General features: G+C 63.6%; 15 protein-coding genes. 8 read left to right on the top strand and 7 right to left on the bottom strand.

What is annotated here, in order from left to right:
- Nucleotides 1-5 precede the first annotated feature (5 nt).
- The 3 genes from HWX48_RS07620 to HWX48_RS07610 are packed head-to-tail and all read left to right on the top strand — an operon-like array spanning nucleotide 6 to nucleotide 5,073.
- Complete coding sequence (locus HWX48_RS07620; RefSeq protein WP_175956207.1) at nucleotides 6-3,182, top strand: glycosyltransferase family 2 protein; 3,177 nt, start codon at nucleotides 6-8, stop codon at nucleotides 3,180-3,182.
- Nucleotides 3,179-3,484 (top strand): hypothetical protein, encoded by a 306-nt coding sequence (locus HWX48_RS07615; protein WP_175956205.1) that lies wholly within the window; start codon nucleotides 3,179-3,181, stop codon nucleotides 3,482-3,484. The genes HWX48_RS07620 and HWX48_RS07615 overlap by 4 nt, the downstream gene beginning before the upstream one ends.
- Before the next feature lie 2 nt (nucleotides 3,485-3,486).
- Complete coding sequence (locus tag HWX48_RS07610; RefSeq protein ID WP_175956203.1) at nucleotides 3,487-5,073, top strand: DUF5719 family protein; 1,587 nt, start codon at nucleotides 3,487-3,489, stop codon at nucleotides 5,071-5,073.
- A gap of 84 nt (nucleotides 5,074-5,157) precedes the next feature.
- On the opposite strand, the gene HWX48_RS07605 is transcribed toward HWX48_RS07610, so the two are convergent.
- A complete protein-coding gene (locus tag HWX48_RS07605) occupies nucleotides 5,158-5,577 on the bottom strand; it encodes a metallopeptidase family protein (protein WP_175956202.1) in 420 nt (139 codons plus the stop codon).
- Between the two features lie 137 nt (nucleotides 5,578-5,714).
- On the opposite strand from HWX48_RS07605, the gene HWX48_RS11350 reads away from it, so the two are divergent.
- Nucleotides 5,715-6,278 (top strand): DUF3499 domain-containing protein, encoded by a 564-nt coding sequence (locus tag HWX48_RS11350; RefSeq protein ID WP_175956201.1) that lies wholly within the window; start codon nucleotides 5,715-5,717, stop codon nucleotides 6,276-6,278.
- Nucleotides 6,279-6,347: 69 nt separating this feature from the next.
- On the opposite strand, the gene HWX48_RS07595 is transcribed toward HWX48_RS11350, so the two are convergent.
- A complete protein-coding gene (locus tag HWX48_RS07595; RefSeq protein WP_175956200.1) occupies nucleotides 6,348-7,181 on the bottom strand; it encodes an RDD family protein in 834 nt (277 codons plus the stop codon).
- Nucleotides 7,182-7,200: 19 nt separating this feature from the next.
- Here HWX48_RS07595 and HWX48_RS07590 point away from each other — a divergent pair, with 19 nt between their 5' ends.
- Nucleotides 7,201-8,193 (top strand): stage II sporulation protein M, encoded by a 993-nt coding sequence (locus HWX48_RS07590; protein WP_175956199.1) that lies wholly within the window; start codon nucleotides 7,201-7,203, stop codon nucleotides 8,191-8,193.
- Nucleotides 8,194-8,262: 69 nt separating this feature from the next.
- Here HWX48_RS07590 and HWX48_RS07585 read toward each other — a convergent pair whose 3' ends face one another.
- From HWX48_RS07585 to HWX48_RS07565, 5 genes are read right to left on the bottom strand one after another with little or no spacing between them, the layout of a single operon-like run.
- Nucleotides 8,263-9,639: a DUF58 domain-containing protein gene (locus tag HWX48_RS07585; protein ID WP_175956198.1), complete on the bottom strand. Its 1,377-nt coding sequence runs from the start codon at nucleotides 9,637-9,639 to the stop codon at nucleotides 8,263-8,265.
- Nucleotides 9,639-10,805 (bottom strand): MoxR family ATPase, encoded by a 1,167-nt coding sequence (locus HWX48_RS07580; RefSeq protein ID WP_175956197.1) that lies wholly within the window; start codon nucleotides 10,803-10,805, stop codon nucleotides 9,639-9,641. Before HWX48_RS07580 ends, HWX48_RS07585 begins: the two co-directional genes overlap by 1 nt.
- The gene (locus HWX48_RS07575) at nucleotides 10,792-12,069 is read right to left on the bottom strand and encodes a DUF4350 domain-containing protein (RefSeq protein WP_175956196.1); all 1,278 of its coding nucleotides are present in this window, start codon (nucleotides 12,067-12,069) and stop codon (nucleotides 10,792-10,794) included. Before HWX48_RS07575 ends, HWX48_RS07580 begins: the two co-directional genes overlap by 14 nt.
- A complete protein-coding gene (locus HWX48_RS07570) occupies nucleotides 12,069-12,686 on the bottom strand; it encodes a DUF4129 domain-containing protein (RefSeq protein ID WP_175956194.1) in 618 nt (205 codons plus the stop codon). The genes HWX48_RS07575 and HWX48_RS07570 overlap by 1 nt, the downstream gene beginning before the upstream one ends.
- A gap of 5 nt (nucleotides 12,687-12,691) precedes the next feature.
- On the bottom strand, nucleotides 12,692-14,011 hold the full coding sequence (locus HWX48_RS07565; RefSeq protein ID WP_175956192.1) for a glycerophosphoryl diester phosphodiesterase membrane domain-containing protein: 1,320 nt from the start codon (nucleotides 14,009-14,011) through the stop codon (nucleotides 12,692-12,694).
- A gap of 227 nt (nucleotides 14,012-14,238) precedes the next feature.
- On the opposite strand from HWX48_RS07565, the gene mtrA reads away from it, so the two are divergent.
- From mtrA to HWX48_RS07550, 3 genes are read left to right on the top strand one after another with little or no spacing between them, the layout of a single operon-like run.
- Complete coding sequence (gene mtrA / locus HWX48_RS07560) at nucleotides 14,239-14,919, top strand: MtrAB system response regulator MtrA (RefSeq protein ID WP_175956190.1); 681 nt, start codon at nucleotides 14,239-14,241, stop codon at nucleotides 14,917-14,919.
- Nucleotides 14,920-14,961: 42 nt separating this feature from the next.
- Entirely contained in the window at nucleotides 14,962-16,620 is a 1,659-nt protein-coding gene (gene mtrB, locus HWX48_RS07555; RefSeq protein ID WP_175956188.1) for an MtrAB system histidine kinase MtrB, read from the top strand.
- Nucleotides 16,617-18,284, top strand: coding sequence for an LpqB family beta-propeller domain-containing protein (locus tag HWX48_RS07550; protein WP_175956186.1), 1,668 nt, complete (start codon nucleotides 16,617-16,619; stop codon nucleotides 18,282-18,284). Before mtrB ends, HWX48_RS07550 begins: the two co-directional genes overlap by 4 nt.
- The last annotated feature ends 70 nt before the right edge of the window (nucleotides 18,285-18,354 follow it).

Raw genomic sequence — 18,354 nt, 5'->3', positions numbered from 1 at the left:
TCGCCGTGACTGCTACCGGTCAGAGCACCTGCGCCCTCCTCGTCACTGTCGCCGAGGATGAGGATTTCCGCGCAACCCTGTCTGCCCTGCACCACCAAAGCCTCCCACCCGCGCACCTGGTCGTCATCGACGCCTCCGATAAAGGCGTCATCAGCGAAGCCTCCCTCCCTCAAGGCACCCATCTTTTTCACGCCCGCGCGGCGCATAACTTCGGGCGCGCTCTTGACGAAGCCCTCCGCTCCCACGCCCTCGCCCCACTGCTTTCTCAGTCACGTTTCCTGTGGCTCCTCCACGCCGACTCCACCCCCGAAGCTGACTGCCTCAAACATCTTCTTGCCGCCGCAGAGGCAGGCACCACCATCGGAGTTGTCGGCCCCAAACTCCTTGACGCCACCGGGACGCGCGCCTTAGCTGTGGGCATCACTGCCACCCGAAGCGCCCACCGCCAAGAGACCTCCCTACCCGAAGAAATCGACCAGGGACAATACGACGGGCGCGTCGACGTCCTCGCGGTAAGTACTGCAGGCATGCTCGTCACCACCGAAGCGTGGACGGCGGCCGGGGGCCTCGACCCGATCCTGGGCCCCTACGGTGACGGACTGGAGTTTGGTCGGCGCGTCCGGCGTCTAGGCTACCGCGTCGTTGTCTGCCCCAAGGCCCGCATCCGCCACCATCGGCGCTCCTGGCAGGCCAAGCGCTCCATGACGCAGCTGCTGCGCGCGCGCACCTACAACTGGCTCCTGGCCGTCCCCGCCTGGCAACTACCCGCCATCATGCTCGTGGCCCTCATCGCAGCGCCGATTCGCGCCCTTGTCTTCGCCGTGGCCGGACAGAGCTCGAGAGCATGGAGTGAACTCCTCGCAGGCCTGTACGTCTTGGCTGATAGCCCACACCTTCTGGCCAGACGCGCCTGGATTCACCGACACGCGAGGGCTCCTCGCCGCGCTGTGGCCAGCCTGGAACTGCCGTCACGGGCGCTGCGGGAACGACGCCAAGAGATCCGTAAGGGCGTTGAGCGCCTCCAAGGCACCGAGGCTAGCCCCGAATTGGCAGGGGCCGTCCGCGTCCATCGCGCACGCACCCTTGTGGGGGCGGGCATTGTCGCGGCCCTCCTGACAGTCCTTTCCCTGCTCATGTGGGCGCCCCTCCTCGATGGCGTGACAGGCGCAGCCTGGGCGCAGCTACCCTCCTCCTGGCAGTCACTGTGGGATGCGGCTTGGACGCCGTGGATTCCCGGCGGCGATGGTGCCCCCGGTGTCAGTGATCCAGTAGTCGTGATCCTCGCTCTCCTCACCGCTCCAGCGGCACTCTTTGGCTTGAGTCCCTACGAGCTTGGCCCCTGGATGCTGGCCCTCACTGTTCCTGCCGCTGGCCTGGGAGGCTGGGCGCTGGCCAGTGCCCTGACTCTGCGTGTGGGTGCGCGTGCCGCTGGAGCCCTCCTGTGGGCCAGCCTGCCCATGATGACGCTGAGCGTGACCAGTGGTCACCTCAGTGCGGTGCTCTTCCACGCCGTTGTTCCCTTCGCTTGCGCTGCATGGCTGAAGTTCATGGGTCTTCGTTTCCGCCGTGAACTCGCCGGCGAACTCAGTGCCGTTATTGATCCCTCCAGTACTCGGATGCGCTGGTGGGGGCCAGCGGCGCTCAGCCTCTTCATCCTCAGCGGACTCATGCCCGCCCTCGCCCTCGCCGCCCTCGTTGCGGCAAGCCTCGCAGCGCTGATCGGAAGCTTTGCCGGGCGACGAGGCTCCCGCCGCAACGCCAACTCCTTCCGCCCACCCCTGTGGCGTGTTCTGGCAGCACTGGCGCCAAGTCTCCTTCTTGTCCTGCCCTCCCTGGTGCACACCCTGCGAGGCGGCGGATGGGGCGCCGTCCTCGCTCTGCTCACCTCAGCACACCCCGCTCACCTCAGGACCAGCGTGGCACCCTGGCAGCTCATTCTGGGGATGCCTCAGGGATGGGAGGCCGTCCCACATCATGCCACCCAGCTGGCAGCATGGGCCCTGCTACTCGTCCCCGCTGTTTTTGTGCTCATCTGGGCGCTGGTGCGCTCTGGGAGAAGCGCCTACCACTGGCAAAATCTGGACGCTCCGACACAGGCGCACAAAGAGGCATGGCGGCTGTGGCTTCCCCCTCTGGCGCTCCTCGCAGCGGGCCTGTTCATGGTCGGCGCCTACGCCATGACCTTCCTGCCGGTGGGAGTCTCAGATGAGGGCCTTATCGCCTTTGCATGGCCTGCACCGGCCCTGTCAGCTGCTGGCGTGTGCCTGCTCATTGCGGTTCTAGCTCCAACAGGGACCACGGTGGGGGAGCGCAGGCTCTACCAGCTTCTCTCTGTGACGGCAATAGCCGCACTCGCCACTTCCCTTGGGATCACGCAGGGGATGGTTGGCCTGCCCGTCGGCGAACGCATCCACGATGCCGCAGCGAATGCTCTGCCTGCGGCCAGCGTTCACGCTCAAGAGAGTGCGCGGGCTGCGAGGATCCTCCGCGTGGATCCCACGGCCGAACCCCTGCGTCTTCGTCTCTATCGCGGCCGCGGCCCAGTCATCACAGAGTCTTCCGCTCTGCTGCGATACGCCGAGATCGCCTCCCACGCTCAGCGCGACACGGATCCTGCGTGGAGTTCTCTGGCCTCTGCGGCGCTGACAGCAATGACCGCCCCGGATGCTCAGGCGATCGCCACCCTGGCCGAGCACGGGGTCGACGCCATTATTCTCAGCTCACCTGAGGGAGACTCTGCTGCGCCCCTCGCCCGCGCCCTCGATCGCGCGCCCGGTGTTGAACGCGGTGCTCACACCGGCGCTGGAGCAAGCTGGCGTATTCGTCCGCAGGGGAGCGTCCCGGCACGCGCCACGCTCATTCCTCAGGGACAAGAGGATGCTCAGATGAGGGAGCAGGCGGCCCTCACCGTGGATTCTTATGGCCTCACAGTCAGCGGTTACGCGAATGAGGCAGGCCGCCTGCACCTGGCCGAGCGAGCATCTCAAGGATGGGTGTTGCGCGCCAATGGAGAAGTGCTTGCCCCCTCCACCCACCAGTGGGCCCAAAGCTGGACGATTCCCTCTGAAGCCACCATCACCATCACCTATGAGGCGCCCTGGATGAGTGCCTGGAAGTGGGTGCTGCTCGCCAGCGTACTTGTCTCCCTGCTCGGCTGTATCCCCGCAGGGAGGAAACAATGACACCCACCCACGAGAAGGATTCCCACGAGAAGGATTCCCACGAGAAGGATCCCCGCGAGGAGCAGGACTCTCAACACACGCCCATGACCACCCTCCCCCCCCGAGCCCACGGAAAGCCCCGCCCCTCGCCTACTGACAGTGCGACCCCAAAAGACGAGGACACAATCCACGACGCGGCCGAGCCTGCAACCGACACTGATAGCACCTACCTCACTCACACGCGCAAACGTCAAGCGAGGATCCTCGGCCTTGCCTGGTTCATCGGTGTTGGACCATTGGCGCTATCGCCGCCAGCACTTTGATCGTGCCCTCTCACAGGGCGCCCTTCCCGCTCTCTTCCCCCTCTTCGCCAGCGGCCACCAACGATGCAGACGAGGCACGCCCGCAGCCCCTGCCTGCCACCATTGTGAGCGCGCATCCCTCAAGCCTTACCCTGGGCTGCCTCGATGCCAGCATTGATCCCTTCGCCCCTCTCGGCGTCGAGGACACAGAAACCTCGACGAATCGACAAGCGCCCCGCGCGGTTGCCGCCACCCTCTGGCGCCCCTCCTCGGCCATTCCCACAGAGTTCCTGCTGGGAGGAGAACCCGCACAACCTCCCACACTCCCTGACGGCCGCGCGTGGGCCCTCACCACCACCCTCCCCGCCTCCAACAACGAGGCCGGCGCGCCCGCCTCGGCAGAGACCACCACTGAACTGCCCCACGGCGTGAGCCTCGTCGGACAAAAAGGCGGTGAACTCCGCGGCCTCTCCCTACTGCCCTGCACCCCCGCAGCCCTCGAACACTGGTTCGCTGCTGGAGCGACCTCCTCCGGTGAAGACATGGTCATCCGCCTGGCCAATGTCGGCAGCCAACCCTCCGTCGTCACCCTCGCCGCCTGGGGAGCCCGCGGCCCCCTCGACCAGCTCTCCCAAGGCCTGGTCGTCGGCGCAGGCGAGACACTGTCGATCCAACCCGGACGCTACTTCCCCAACGAGGAACGCCTCCTCCTCCGGCTCAACGCCGACGGCCCAGGCGTCTCTGCATGGCTTCACAGCTCCGCCATCAACGGAGAAATCCCCCAAGGATCAGCGTGGGTGGGCTCCACCCTGCCCAGCACTCAACTCGTCATTCCCGGCCTGACCGCGCAGGGCGCACACTCCCTTCGTCTTGCCGTCCCCTCGCTCACCGCCAGCGCTCAGACCGCGGCCCCGACGGCGAAGGAAAACGGGGCTGGCGAGGAGGCAATGACCGCGCAAGCCGAAGTCACCCTGCGCCTCATTGACACTGCGGGAACCCACGATATTCCCGGTGGGACACTCTCCCTGGCAGAACACAGCGTCCTCGATATTGACCTTCCCGCCCTCACCGAGACCTCGACCCTCGTCATCGAATCCACCCTGCCGGTCGTCTCTCAAATCCGCACCCTCTACCCCGGGACGCAGTGGCCAACAGGCGCTGCCCAACCCGCCCAGTCAACTGCAGAAAGCTCTGCACAGCGGTGGACTGGACGGGGCCTGCTCACTCCCTCCACCCCCATCCGGGCACTGAGTATCCCCGCAGCCACCGAAATGACCACAGCCTTAACTCGCGCTTTCGATGCGGCGATCATCCGCCCAACCTCGGTGACAACCCCCGCTGAGAGCAGCATTGCCAGCCAGGACATCCTTCTGATCAACCCCACCCCCGAACCCCTCACAGCCCGCTACGGGGAGGAAGAGAAAAACATCCCAGCCGGATCAAGCATGACCCTTCCCCTGGCAGGGACTCAGAAGACCTTGAGCGTGGAGGAAGGCCTACATGCAGCGATCCTCATCCGCGCCGAACTCCCTACCGGCAACCTCGACGCCGTCTGGCCCCTCGGCAATGTCGCCATGAGCGGCTTCACCCGCGCTCTCGACCTGCGCTGAGGCACTTCGGTCAGACACCACATCCAGACAGCGTGCTCAGGCGAAGCGGAGCGGCTGGCGCAGGCAGGCCACTGCCACAACGCCCTACTGGTTGAGTGCCTCGTCATACTCATCGGGAGGAATGATTAATACCCGATTGATGCGCTCAAGCAGAATATGGCGCAGCATCCGCTCCAATTCCTCCCCCTGAGCGCGAGCCACCACCGGCAGGCGATAGACAACAATCCGATCCTTCAACCCGCGACGACGATCAGCGGGAAACAAGCGTGACAGCACAAAAGAATGATCCTCCCACGTTGCAGGATCAGAGGGCGGCACGTCCTCGCACGCAAACTCAATCGTCGCCACCGCAGGCCAACGCTGCGTGAAATCCCCAATCACCCGCGCCATGAGGTCCTCAAAGCGCTCGCGGCGAGTACGCCAGGCGGGCGTGCGGGGAAAAAACAGCGGAGAACGCATGCCGCGGCCGTGGCGATCTCGATAAGGATGGCGCGCAGAGAACATGACACCACGATAGCCCACCCCAGGCCAGCGCCCTACGCCCACGACACCACCCCCGGCGTGTGGAGAGGCGGCCGCAAAAGACGGGCGCACCCGCCGATGTCACCACCTTGCTTGCCAGAAAGTCGTAAGGTAGAGCGGTGATTGCGGCTCGACCTTGTTCCAAACCCGGATGCACCCACCCCTCCGTGGCGACATTGACCTTCAACTACCATGACTCGATGGCAGTCCTGGGGCCATTGGCGACCTCACCGGAACCGCACACCTATGACCTGTGCGAAAACCACGCCATGAGTCTCACAGTGCCCGTGGGATGGCAGATCGTCCGCCTCCAAACCACCTACGAGCCAGCGCCGCCCTCCTCCGACGACCTCCTGGCCCTCGTCGACGCGGTGCGTGCCGCCGCCCGTTCTGAGGGCGCCGCACGTCGCCCACAGACTCACCCCCCGCACAATGAGCGCACCGCAGCCTCCCCACTCGGAGGCGCCGACGAGGAAGAACCCTCCTATGCGACCGTCACTCAGCTGCGTCCCCACTCGCTGACCGAAACCTCCCAACACGGTAGCAATACCCCCGCGCCCTCCCGTGACAGCACCAGCGAATCTCGCCCAGCCGGCCTGCGCCCACGCAGCGCCGCAGAGCACGTGGCCAGCGAACTCGGCCCATTCGCCCAGCCTCGCCCTGACCTGCCCGCAGAGGAATAGTCACAAGCCCTTCGTCAGAGAATCTCTGAGGAAGGAGGGCGCGCCCAGAGCCTGAATCCAGGCCGTCTTTCAGAGTCCAAAGGGCGAGGTCGTCGCGCGTTCAAAACTCCGCTGGCTGCGCTCATCACGCGCCACCAGGCGCAGGAGGTCACGATCACGGCGCACCACCAAGACCGCCGCAATAAAACGTTCCGGATGAGTATTCGCCGGAGGAGCAGGCTCAACAAAAGTCATCAATTGCTGGGCGATCTGCTGGGCGCCAGCCTCACGCACATGAGGCACCAAAGAACGGCTCGTGCGTAAGAAATGCAGGGCCTGCGAGGACACACTCGTTGGTAAGGACACCACCTGCGCCGTCGACGCCCACTCGGCCAGATCCGGGGGCATCAGCACCGGGGCATAGAGCTGAGGCTCAGGCAAACGAATCACCATCGTCCCAGCAGCCATATCACCTAGACGCTTCGAACGTGGCGCCACCAGGGTCGTCACCATGGCAATGGCCCCCAGGGAGAGCCACACCTCCAGAATGCCTGCCAACATACGCATCAAGGAATGACGAGCTGTAATGACGCCACCGTCATCACGAACCACCTGCAATCCAAACGCCCACTTTCCCAACGAACGGCCGCGGGTGGCGACCTCGACAGTCATGGGAAGGATCACCAGCAGCATGACGAGAGTGCCGATGGCGACGACGCGGAGCATGGACTCGGAGGAGACCTCCACGTACAGCTGAGCCACGTAGAGGGCAATCACCGTGTAAAAGAGCGTCAAGGCGATGTCCACCATGGTCGCTGCAGCGCGAAGCAGAGGGGATGCCGGGGAAATCTCCAGGGCAACAGCCTCGCCGGTGACAATCGATTCTTGCTGAATGTGGCGTAGCGGGACGACAGAAGCACTCATATATGACACGCTAGCGGATGTGGACATTGATGCGCTGAAGACTGCCCGAGCAAGCTCATGGTCGCGCCTGCATGAGCTGGCCCGCTCATCGAGTTTGAGCGGGCCGGAGATTGACGAACTCGCCCGCCTATACCGGGCGGGAACTGCAGATCTTGCCTCCATCCGTTCAGCAACCCCCGACCCGGACCTCATCCGGGTACTCTCACGTGACCTGGCAACGGCGCGCGCACGCCTGACGGGCACATCGGGCACCTCGGCCTACAGTATCGCCCGCTGGTTCCGCGCCGAACTCCCCGCAGCCCTGTACTCCATCCGATGGTGGAGTATCACGGTGATGCTTCTCTTCATCCTTGTCGCTGCCGTTCACGCATGGTGGTTGTTCGCCGACCCCGTGCGCTTCAGCGCCCTGGGCACCCCCATTGAACTGGAGAACTACGCCAAGTCGGACTTCGTGCAGTACTACCACCAGGACACCAACGCTGAATTTGGCGCCTCCGTGTGGGTGAACAACGCCTTCATTGCCGTCCAATGTGTGGGCGCGGGCATCACAGGCCTGTACCCCGCCTATGTTCTGTTCAACAATGCTGCGATGCTCGGGCAAGTCGCTGCCATCGTCATCCAATTCGGTGGAATCTGGCACTTCTTCCGCTTCATCCTGCCTCACGGCCTCCCAGAACTGACCGCGATTTTCATCGCCGGAGCCGCGGGAGTGCGAGTATTCTGGGCGCTCCTTGTCCCTGGAGCGCAGACCCGCATGCAGGCGGTCGCTCAGGCGGGGCGGACCATGGTGACCGTTGCCCTGGGGCTGGTCATTCTGCTATTCATTTCCGGCATCCTGGAAGGCTTTGTCACCCCTTCTGATCTGCCTGACTGGCTGCGTATCGGGCTGGGCCTGCTGGTGACCATCGGCGTGTGGGTCTACACCTTTGTCGTCGGGGGGCGTGCGGTACGGGCGGGCTATAGCGGTGACCTCACGGAGGACGCAGGCTACAGCACCCCGGTGGCGGGCTGAGCATCCCCCGGGCTTTTCGCTGTGGTCAGCCTGGTGTCGTGAGGTGGTCAGCCCGGTGTCGTGAGGTGCTCAGAGAATGCCCTGACGCTTGAGGTCGATATAAGTATCGGCGGTGCGAGCTGCCAACAATCCCGCATCCTCCGACACCGTAATGGCACCCACGCGGCGGACCTGCACCACACCCGCAGCGCCCTCGTGAGCGAGGGCGGAGGCCGCCGCAGCCGTGTAAATGTCGGCAGAGGTTTCCCGCGCGGCAAGAAGCTCAGGAACCGTGGGGTCATTCGCGCTCGCCACAACCACAGTATGGGAGGCAGTCAGTTGAGACACGGCCTCAAGGAACTCCGGGTCGGTTCCCACCGGCGGGATCTCCGTCAGCAGCAGGACGAGGCTGCGCTGGCGAACCGTTCGACGAACCTCACCAGCCACCAGCTGCCAGTCAATGGGCTCCAATGATGGAGAAATCTCCTGGAGCGCGCGTGCGGTCGCATTGAGCAAGCTCGCTCCCTTCAGGCCTGAGACGCGGGCGCGCACCTGGCGGTCGATCGCCAGGAAATGCACCTTATCGCCAGCCTTATCAGCCAGAGCCTCCATGAGCAGTGCCGCCTCAATGCCCGCATCCAAACGCGGCGCGACCCCCAGGTCGAGGGTGTCGCGCTGGGTGCGGTCCTGCTCGGCTGAAATCTGCCCCTGAGGATGGGGGGAGCTCGCCTGCGGTGCCCCCAGAAGAAGGGCTGAGGCGCGCCCGGTATCAACGACGATCACCACATGCCGGTCACGTTCGGGACGCCACGTGCGCACCACCAGATCATCTGAACGCGCCGAGGCACGCCAGTCAATGTCACGAGGATCATCACCACGCACGTAGTCGCGCAAGGAATCAAATTCCGTACCCGGGCCGCGCAAGATCACTGCACTTGAGCCTTCGAGTTCCTGAAGACGAGCCAGACGCGAGGGAATAAGGCGCCGGGAGCGGAATTCCGGCAAGACATCAAGCGAGCAGGGCACAGCAACGGAGACCTGTCGAGCAGCAAGCCCTAAGGGCCCCCATACCCGCACGGTCACATAATCAGCCTGGCGGACACCTCGTCGTTCAGGGGCCAGGGTCGTCACGAAGGTCGCCGGCGCGGAGGAGGCAAGGGTTCCGCGGTGGTGAGCGGGGGAGGGGCGCAGGGACGGCGGCCACGCGTCACGGACTTCAATGCGGGCAACTCGTGAGAAGGGACTGCGCACGGTAACGGTCGAGGTCGTCGTCTGGTCGGCGCGAATCGGGCCGATGACGTGACGTTCGAGCGTGTACATGCGGGGGCTCTGCGCCGCCACAGTATCAATGAGGCTGAGGGCCGCCACACACAGCAGCCACGCCCACGCGGTCACCCGCGAGGGAAAGAGGATCGTCAGAGGAAGGCCCAGCGCTGCTAGGAGCGCCGCTCGCCATGACAGTGCCATTAGCGCGGAACCGGAACGGAGGCGAGGATACTCTCAATAGCAGCCCTGGGGGTGATGCCCTCTAGGTCTGCTTCAGCGCGTAGGCTCACGCGGTGAGCAAGGGTTGAAATGGCCATGGTCTTGACGTCGTCGGGCGTGACGTAGGAGCGTCCCTGAAGGAATGCCCACACGCGGCTGGTCCGCAAGAGTGCGGTAGCGCCACGAGGCGAGACGCCCAAGCGCAGGGATGAGGAATGCCGCGTCGCCTGAACAAGGTCAACAATGTAGGCCAACACCGCAGGAGAGACGTCAATCCTCTCGGCTGCAGCCCGAGCTGCGAGGACATCGGCAGCTGAGGCGACGGCACTTAGACCTGCTTCGCTGAGGGAGAGCGGATTAAAGCCGTTTTGGTGACGGGAGAGGATGCTGATCTCCGCATCGCGCTCAGGCAGGGGCAAATCGATCTTCAGCAGGAATCGGTCCATCTGCGCTTCAGGCAGTGGGTAGGTGCCGGAGTGTTCAATGGGGTTTTGGGTCGCGACGACCATGAACGGTTCAGGTAGGCGGCGGGTCTCGCCATCAACGGAAACCTGGTGTTCTTCCATGGCTTCCAACAGGGCCGACTGAGTCTTAGGTGGTGTGCGGTTGATTTCGTCAGCCAGGAGGAGGTTGGTGAAGACCGGGCCGGGGCGGAATTCGAAGGTCGAGGTGCCCGCATCCCACACGAGCGAACCCGTGATGTCGGCTGGCATGAGGTCGGGGGTGAATTGGACGCGAGTCATCTCCACGTCCAGGGAAGCGGCCAAGGAACGAACGAGCAGGGTCTTAGCAACGCCGGGAGGTCCTTCGAGAAGGGCGTGACCTCCGGCAACAAGGGCGATAATGAGGCCGGTGACAGCTCCCTGCTGGCCGACGACGGCCTTGCCAATTTCGGCGTTGAGGCGCTGCAAGGCAACGAGGGATTGACGCGCCTGCGGTGAGAGAGGAGCCGGGGACTGCGGAGTCGGCGCCTGTTGCGTGGGCTGGGCCTGGGGCAGTGACGGTTGCTGGGCAGAGGCAGGCGGAGCCGCTGGAGGCAGGTGAGTCATCGGTGTGCCCGGCATGCCCGGGGTCGTCGGCGTGCCAGGCGTGCTTGGGGTGCCAGGCGTGCTTGGGGTGGCCGGGCCATAAGGATTAGTGCCGGACATTACGAATCTCCTCTTCAATCGCGGCGAGCCTGGAAGCCACTTCGACCAGGTCATCATCGGTGGCGGGTTCAGGTGACCACAGCCATTGACTATCGGTATCACTCACGCCTGCACCGCGCAGGGCGCTGCGAAGCATTTCAGGGTCCTCCCCTTCGGGTACGCCAAGGCGAGTCGCAAGACGGCGAGCGGTTGCCACCCGAAGATGGTGGGCAGCGTGGGCACGCTGACCTTGACGGCGCAGCAGACGTCCACGGCCAGTAATCGTTTCCGCTGCAGGGACATAGGAAGGCAGGTCTTCTGGGACAAGCCGACCGAGTCGGCGCCCCTGCGCCACTGCGAGGAACAAGGTGGCGCCGATCAGCAGAAGGGAGACGGGAACAAGCCACGAGGGCGCTCCAGGAACCACGGGCCGTAGGGTGTCTGTCAGGGAAGCCCGGTACCACACGATCCGTCCCAGGTCATCACGCGGGGCGGGGGCGGTGAGTGCATTAAGCATGAGCGTCGCGTTGCCTTCACGCGCGATCCACTCATTGGTTGCCAGAAGGTCATTGGCGATCACCGCACGGTAAGTCTCCCCCTGCCACTTTTCGGCATAGATCGCACCAGCGGACCCTTGATCGTCTGGGGAAAGGAAAGGATCCCCCGAATCATCAACGAGGAAGCACCACTCCCAGTCGGCCGGGCGCCCGGGGATCTGGCCTGGCTGCACACCCGTCGCAGACTCCATGAAAGCTGAGGCGGAAAACACGTGCCGCCGCCCTGCTGTCGCCGACTGTGCCGCCCTCGCCGAGGGACTTGCACACGATGCGGTTTCTAGAGAAACAGCGACCGCATCCTCAAGGTCAGGCGTGGTGCCAGTCGTCAAGGTTTCGAGCCCGGGGAAGACCTCCGAATCCCCCGGCGGTAGGGAGCCGATCCCGACGACGCGCCCAAGCTCGGCGGCGGCCTCGTCGATCTCAGAGGACATGAGGTCAGGCTGGGTGATGACCAGCGTCGTATTAGGCAACTTGGCCTCGGCAATGGCCTCGGAAGCGTCGGCAGCGTAGATGACCTCTGCCCCCAGATCCTCCAAAACTTGCGCCAAAGCACGGGCCCCACGAGGTCCAGGGTTGGCCGGGGACAGTGGCACAGTGTCGAACTCATCTTGAGGGATGAGCAGGAAGAGCGCCCCGGAGATCAACGCAATAAGTCCAATCGAGATCAACGAACGAGAGCCGCGTAGACGCTGGGACACCTTCGGTGTGACGACAACACTGGAGGTCATCAGGCGCCTCCCGACTGGACCATGGCGCTGAGGCCCTGCATCCGCCGCCACATCGCTTCATCAGCGTGAGCGGTACCGTAGCGGACACCGTCAAAGTCAAGGCGCCCTTGCTTCAACGCATCCGAAGCAGTGGCGAAATGGGGAAGCAGGCGATCGACCACTTCCTTCGCCGTCAAACCGGGAGACAACACCAGGAGGTTCTTCTCATGCGCAATGAGGGCGCAGGCACGAAATTCCCACACCACCGCTTCCTCCCACTGGCCCGACGCTCCGGCAAGCCGAGCCCTCTCCTGAGCGAGGGGGACCGTCGCCTCCTCCTCACCAAAGAGGTCGGCTGACTGTCGGCGCAGCAGCCGAACCGGGTTGAGGAGGACGATGATGACCAGAGCGATGAGGAACACCGCAAAGACCAGCAACACGATGGAAGAGACAGGCACTTCCCCCAAACCCTCGCCGTTGAAAAGGTCGGCAATGCCGCGAAGGAGGTTGGCGAAGAAGCGAGTCAGAGGGGACATCTCGCTTCCGTACTCTGGACGCGCAAGTTCCTCGGCCAGTAAGGACTGGCCGGTATCCGGATCGGGGATCAGCGGATCAGGCACGACCGCAGAGAGGAACAAAGGTATCACTGAGTCTGCGATGCCTGAATGAGTGAGGGAGCGAGGTTTTCCTTGCGCATGCGCTCATCGATGTACATGAGCGTCTGGAACGCCGCAGAAATCGGAATGAGGAAGGCCGTGAGTATGCCGGTAAGGAAGGTACTCACCGACATGGCAAAAGCTTCGCTGGTGAAGAGAGGAAGAATTGCCTGCAGGATCCCAACAAGGCCGCCCAAAATAGCGCCGATGAAACTGGTCACCACGGTGACGAGCAACAGGCGGCCCAGGACGCGCCAGAAGGAACCCTTCGACAGGGCGAAGGAGCGGGTAATGGAGGTCATGACCCCCTGACCTTCAATCGCCAAGACAGTCGGAGCGAAGAGGAGCTTGACCTGCACGTAGAAGGCGACGATGGTGACAAGCGGAAGTCCCAAGAACACGACGATCAAGGTGACGAGGACGCCACTCTCTGTTGCTGCGTAAGCGGCAGCTGCAAGAGCTCCGAAGGCAGCGAAGACCGCGAGAAGGGCGAGGATCGAAATGAGGCCAACGAGGAGGGAAAGGCCTAGCAGCTTCCACACGCGAGGACGAATGCGTTCCCAAGCGTGTTCGATGCTCGTCATCTGGCCAATGACCGCATCCGTCACCGTCAAAGCCAGCATGCCGGTAAGGATCATCACCGCGATGGAGTTCAAAATGGCGCTGGCAGCACTGGTGAGGAAAGTCGAGGTCAGGGAGGAAGCAACGCTCTCGAAGCTATCCCCATCGAAGGCTGCCGGATCCGCCAAAGTCGCCATCAGACCACCCAGGGTGTACCAGGTGAAGAACGCCGAAATGAGGGACAGCACTGCCATCACCGCAACAGCAAACCCAAACATGACCGTCGGATTGGAGCGGATTGCCCGGAAGGTGCCGTCGAAGAGATCCCCCAGATTCAACGGACGCAAAGGAATGATGCCCGGCTGAGGAGCAGGAGCCCATGAGGCATAGCCGCCGTAGGCGCCCCCGCCATAGGGGCCAGCACCCGGGGTGCCCGGCGCCCCAGACGCTCCCTGCGTTCCTTGGGCACCCGGTGCGCCCTGGGCTCCCGGTGCGCCCTGGGCGTAGCTGGAATACGGGGGTGCTCCGGGCGCAGTACCTGCCTGCGAGGCGTCAGGAGAGTAGTAGGGCGAGGCCGGCTGTTGAGCTTGGCTGCCCTGCCCATTGGAGGGGGTGGGGTTTTCCCAGCCGCTGGCCGGGGAATCCTGGTAGGAGGGATCAGGAGAGGGCGATTGGTAGCCAGGAGAGGAGTCAGGAGCCTGCCATCCTTGAGTGGTGGGCTCATTATCGCGCGGCTGGTCAGTCATGCCGAGTCCTCTCTGCCAGTAGTGGCCATTCACAAACTATCGGAATACATCGTGCCACGTTTCCCCCGGTTTTTCGTTCACGAAGTGACTGGAAGGAAGAAAATGTCCCCATTGTGAACGCACACTGACCTCCGATCTGCCCGGCAGAAGTGGATTCACAGCGTGGACTTGCAACAAACTGCTTGAGGAAGGTGCATAACTGGCCGCGTCGTGACAAAATCGTGATCATGACTTCGCGCATCCTCGTTGTCGACGACGACGTCGCACTGGCTGAAATGATTGGAATCGTCCTCGAATCCGAGGGCTTCGTTGTGATGGACTGCGCCGACGGCGCACAAGCCCTCGACACCTTCCGTACCACCACGCCCGACCTCGTCCTTCTTGACCTCATGCTTCCCGGCATTGACGGCATCGAAATCTGTCGCCTCATCAGACGCGAATCTGACGTGCCCATCGTCATGCTTACCGCTCGCACCGACACCGCCGACGTCGTCGCTGGCCTGGAAGCAGGAGCCGACGACTACGTGCCCAAACCCTTCAAACCCAAGGAACTTGTCGCACGCGTACGAGCCCGCCTACGCGGACGCGAAGACTCCGGCGAAGAACACCTCACCCTGGGCGATATCAATATCGACGTCCAAGGCCACGCCGTCCGCCGCGGGGACGAACTCATCTCCCTCACCCCCCTCGAATTTGACCTCCTCGTCGCCCTTGGCCGCGCACCCTGGAAGGTCTTCTCACGCGAAGAACTCCTAGAGAAAGTCTGGGGCTACCGCCACGCCGCCGACACCCGGCTGGTCAACGTCCACGTGCAGCGCCTGCGTTCCAAGATCGAACGAGACCCCGAACGACCCGAAGTCGTCGTCACCGTTCGTGGCGTCGGCTACCGCGCCGGAACAACCTCCTAAGACAGTGGCCGTGAATACAGCGGCTGGAAGTGAGCTCTGAGGATGGCCTCACAGCCAGGACCCCCACGGCCAGCGTCAGGACGCGACGCGAAGGCCAGGGGCGTCCTCGCGCGCCTCGGCACATACCTGACACCACTCCGAGAACGCCTGCGTCGCCACCCCCTCGTCCAGCGTCTCCGCTCCTCCCTCTCTTTGCGCATCGCCCTGTCGATCACTGCCACAGCGATCATCGTCCTCACCGTCTCCTCCGTCGTCGTCTCGAGCCAACTGACGGATTCCATGTTCGAGACACGACGTGTCGTCGTCCTCGAAGACGCATCAGTGCGTTTCTCCTCAGCCCGATCCTCACTCGAACAATCCACCGCGTCCTCGCCAGACCAGGTCCAAGAAGTTGCCCGGCAAATCGTCGAAAACATTCAGTTTTCGGCCGCTGGCGCCGGCGCGGTTTCAGCCGTTCTCCTGCGCTCCCCCGAGGCCTCATCCGTCGTTCGGATCAACGAAATCATCCCGGCGAACTCGGCAGCGATCATCTCCGATGAACTTCGCCAAGCGGTCCAACACAGCGGCCAGGCCCACTGGCAATCCATCCTCATTCCCGCCACCGAAACGCGCCCCGAAGCGCCCGGTATTATTACCGGCACCCAGGTGATCCTCCCACGTGCAGGCGCCCACGAGCTCTACATCGTCTACTCTCTGGCCGCAGATCAAGCAATGGTGTACACGACGCTTCAAGTCCTCACCATTGCTGTTCTCCCCATCGTCCTCCTCCTGCCCTTCGGCGTATTCTTCGGCGTCTACCAACTGCTACGCCCCGTGCGCCGCACCGCAGAAGCGGCCTCAGGATTGGCCGCAGGCAACCTCGACACCCGAGTCCCCGTTGAAGGCAATGACGAAATGGCGCGCCTGGGCCACGCTTTCAACGACATGGCGGCCTCCCTCCAACGTCAGATCTCCGAATACGACGAACTCTCCCAACTCCAACAGCGTTTCGTCACCGACGTCTCCCACGAGCTTCGCACCCCGCTGACCACCATCCGCATGGCAGAGGAAATGATCTGGGACGAACGCGACGAACTCACCCCCTCCGGGCGCCGTTCCGCTGAACTTCTCCACGGCCAGGTCGAACGCTTTGAATCAATGCTCGCCGACCTCCTGGAGATCTCCCGCCACGACGCCCAATCAGCACTGCTTGAAGCCGAATCCACCGACATGCGTTCCATCGTGTCCAAAGTCGTTGAGGCCAATGCTGAACTGGCTAAACGCTTGGGGGTGGAGGTGCGCGTCCACCAGCCTGAAGAACGCTGCGCCGCCGAAGTCGACGCCCGCCGAATGGAGCGCGTGCTGCGCAATCTCCTCGTTAACGCCATTGAACATGCGGATGGCAGCGCCGTCGATATCCACCTTGCCGGAACCGACACTGGAGTGGCCGTCCGAGTATGCGACTACGGAGTGGGCATGACCGAAGAAACAGCCGCGCGCGTCTTTGACCGTTTCTTCCGCGCAGACCCCGCCCGCGCCCGCACCACCGGCGGCACGGGACTTGGTCTGTCCATTGCCGCCGAAGACGTTCACCTGCACAATGGTCTGCTCAGCGCCTACGGAGAACCAGGCAAGGGAGCCTCCTTCCTCATGGTCATCCCGCGAAGAGTCTCAGAAGATCCCGGTCCAAGCCCCCTCGCCATCTGGGAAGGAGAACAATGAGCGCCCACCCGCGCCGCACCCACCTAGCGGCCCTCATCGCGTTACTCCTTCCCCTCAGCGCCTGCTCGGCGCTGCCCTCAGCCGGTAGCCCTCAACCCTTTGATGTCAACACACCCACCACCGGCACCATCAACTTCGTGGCAGGCGCGCCCCTGCCAGGAGCAACCCCCGATCAACTTGTCGAAGGTTTCCTGCGTGCCTGCGCTGCCGGCGCCTCCGATGACTTTGAGACCGCCAGGCTTTTCCTCTCCACGACCTCCCAACGCACGTGGAAACCTCGCGCAAGCATCCAGATCTACTCCACGGACTCAACCCCGCGCCTCGATGTGGAAGAACAACAAGGGAAGGCCCTCGTCACTGTCAACGCCCCTGCCGTAGCAAGCGTCGATGCTGAAGGGACCCTGACAGAGGCAGAGGCAACAGCAGCTGTCCAAAGTCGATTCCACCTCATCCAAGAGGGGAACGAATGGCGTATCAACCTGCCAGATGATGGCATCGTCCTCTCGCGCGCCTCCTTCGCCGCAGCCTTCGAAGCGGTCAATCTCTACTTCCCCTCTCCCGATGGCAATGCCCTCATCCCAGACCCGCGCTGGTATCCTCGCAAACGAATCGTCTCCCACATGGTCGATGGCCTCCTCAAAGGGCCAAACGCCGATATTGCGCCCGCAGTTGCCAGCGCCATCCCCGAAGGAGCACGGCTAGGTGGCGCAGGAGTGAGCGTGAAGGACAGCGTCGCGACAGTTGTGCTCGAAGGAGCGCAAGCCCCCTCCACCTCAGCCCAGACGCTTCTCCTGTGGCAGGTCGCCACCACCTTGAAGCAATCAGCGCTGGTGGCAGATGTGACTTTGACCGTGGGCGGGGAGACGATGAGCGCTGAAGCTCTGCCCGCCGGGCCGAACTATCGCCTTGATTCTGCGATTGCCTCCACGGATGAGGGGATCGGTATCCAAACCGGGTCGAGCTACACTCCCCAGCCTTTCCCCGATGGGCACAACGCGCCTCTGCCTCGTCTGGCAATGAGCCCTGTCTCCTCCGATCTGCTGGCGTGGGCCTCCGACACCACGCTGACCCTGTGGGAGCGCGGCCGAGGAACCACCCAATCCATTCCGGTGACGAAGCCGAGCTGGCCTTCCATCGACCGCTACAACTGGGCGTGGACAGCCTCGCGTGACAAGGGGATGCTGGCACTGATTCATCTGGGGGGCAAAACCAGTCCCCTGACAGGCAGCGCCTACGAAGATGAGATCCACGCGCTGCGGGTCTCGCCCGATGGCTCCCGGGTGGTCATGTTGCGTCGCGTCGGACAAGCTCAGGGCTTGTGGGTGGCGACGATCTCTCGTGATCAGGAAGGAAAGCCGATTGCCCTGTCGGACCTGCGTCCCCTGGCGCGCCTGTCCGAGGGCGTGGTTGACGTGTCGTGGGCGTCCTCGACAATGGTGGTGGCCCTGCACCAGCACGACGGCGGGCATATGCAGCTGGAACTCATTCCCTTGGGGGGCTTCATTTACTCCCTGGCGGCCCCTGAGAACGCGCGCTATGTGACTGCAGGCGCCTCTGCCTCTTCCTTGTATGTGACGACGGCCGACGGGAAGGTGTGGGCGCGTTCGAGCGCGATCTGGCTGCAGGTGCCACAAAAGATTGTGGGCGTGCGTTTCCCCGGCTGAGTGTGCTCTCCCCTGGGGTGTGGGAAGCGTTATCCACAGCTTGGCGGCTTAGGCAGGCGTCGCGCTCCAC

The sequence above is a fragment of the Schaalia sp. Marseille-Q2122 genome (assembly GCF_903645355.1).
Taxonomy (GTDB): Bacteria; Actinomycetota; Actinomycetes; order Actinomycetales; family Actinomycetaceae; genus Pauljensenia.
Note: the sequence above shows the minus strand (reverse complement) of the source record. Positions and strands in the feature narration are given on the sequence as shown.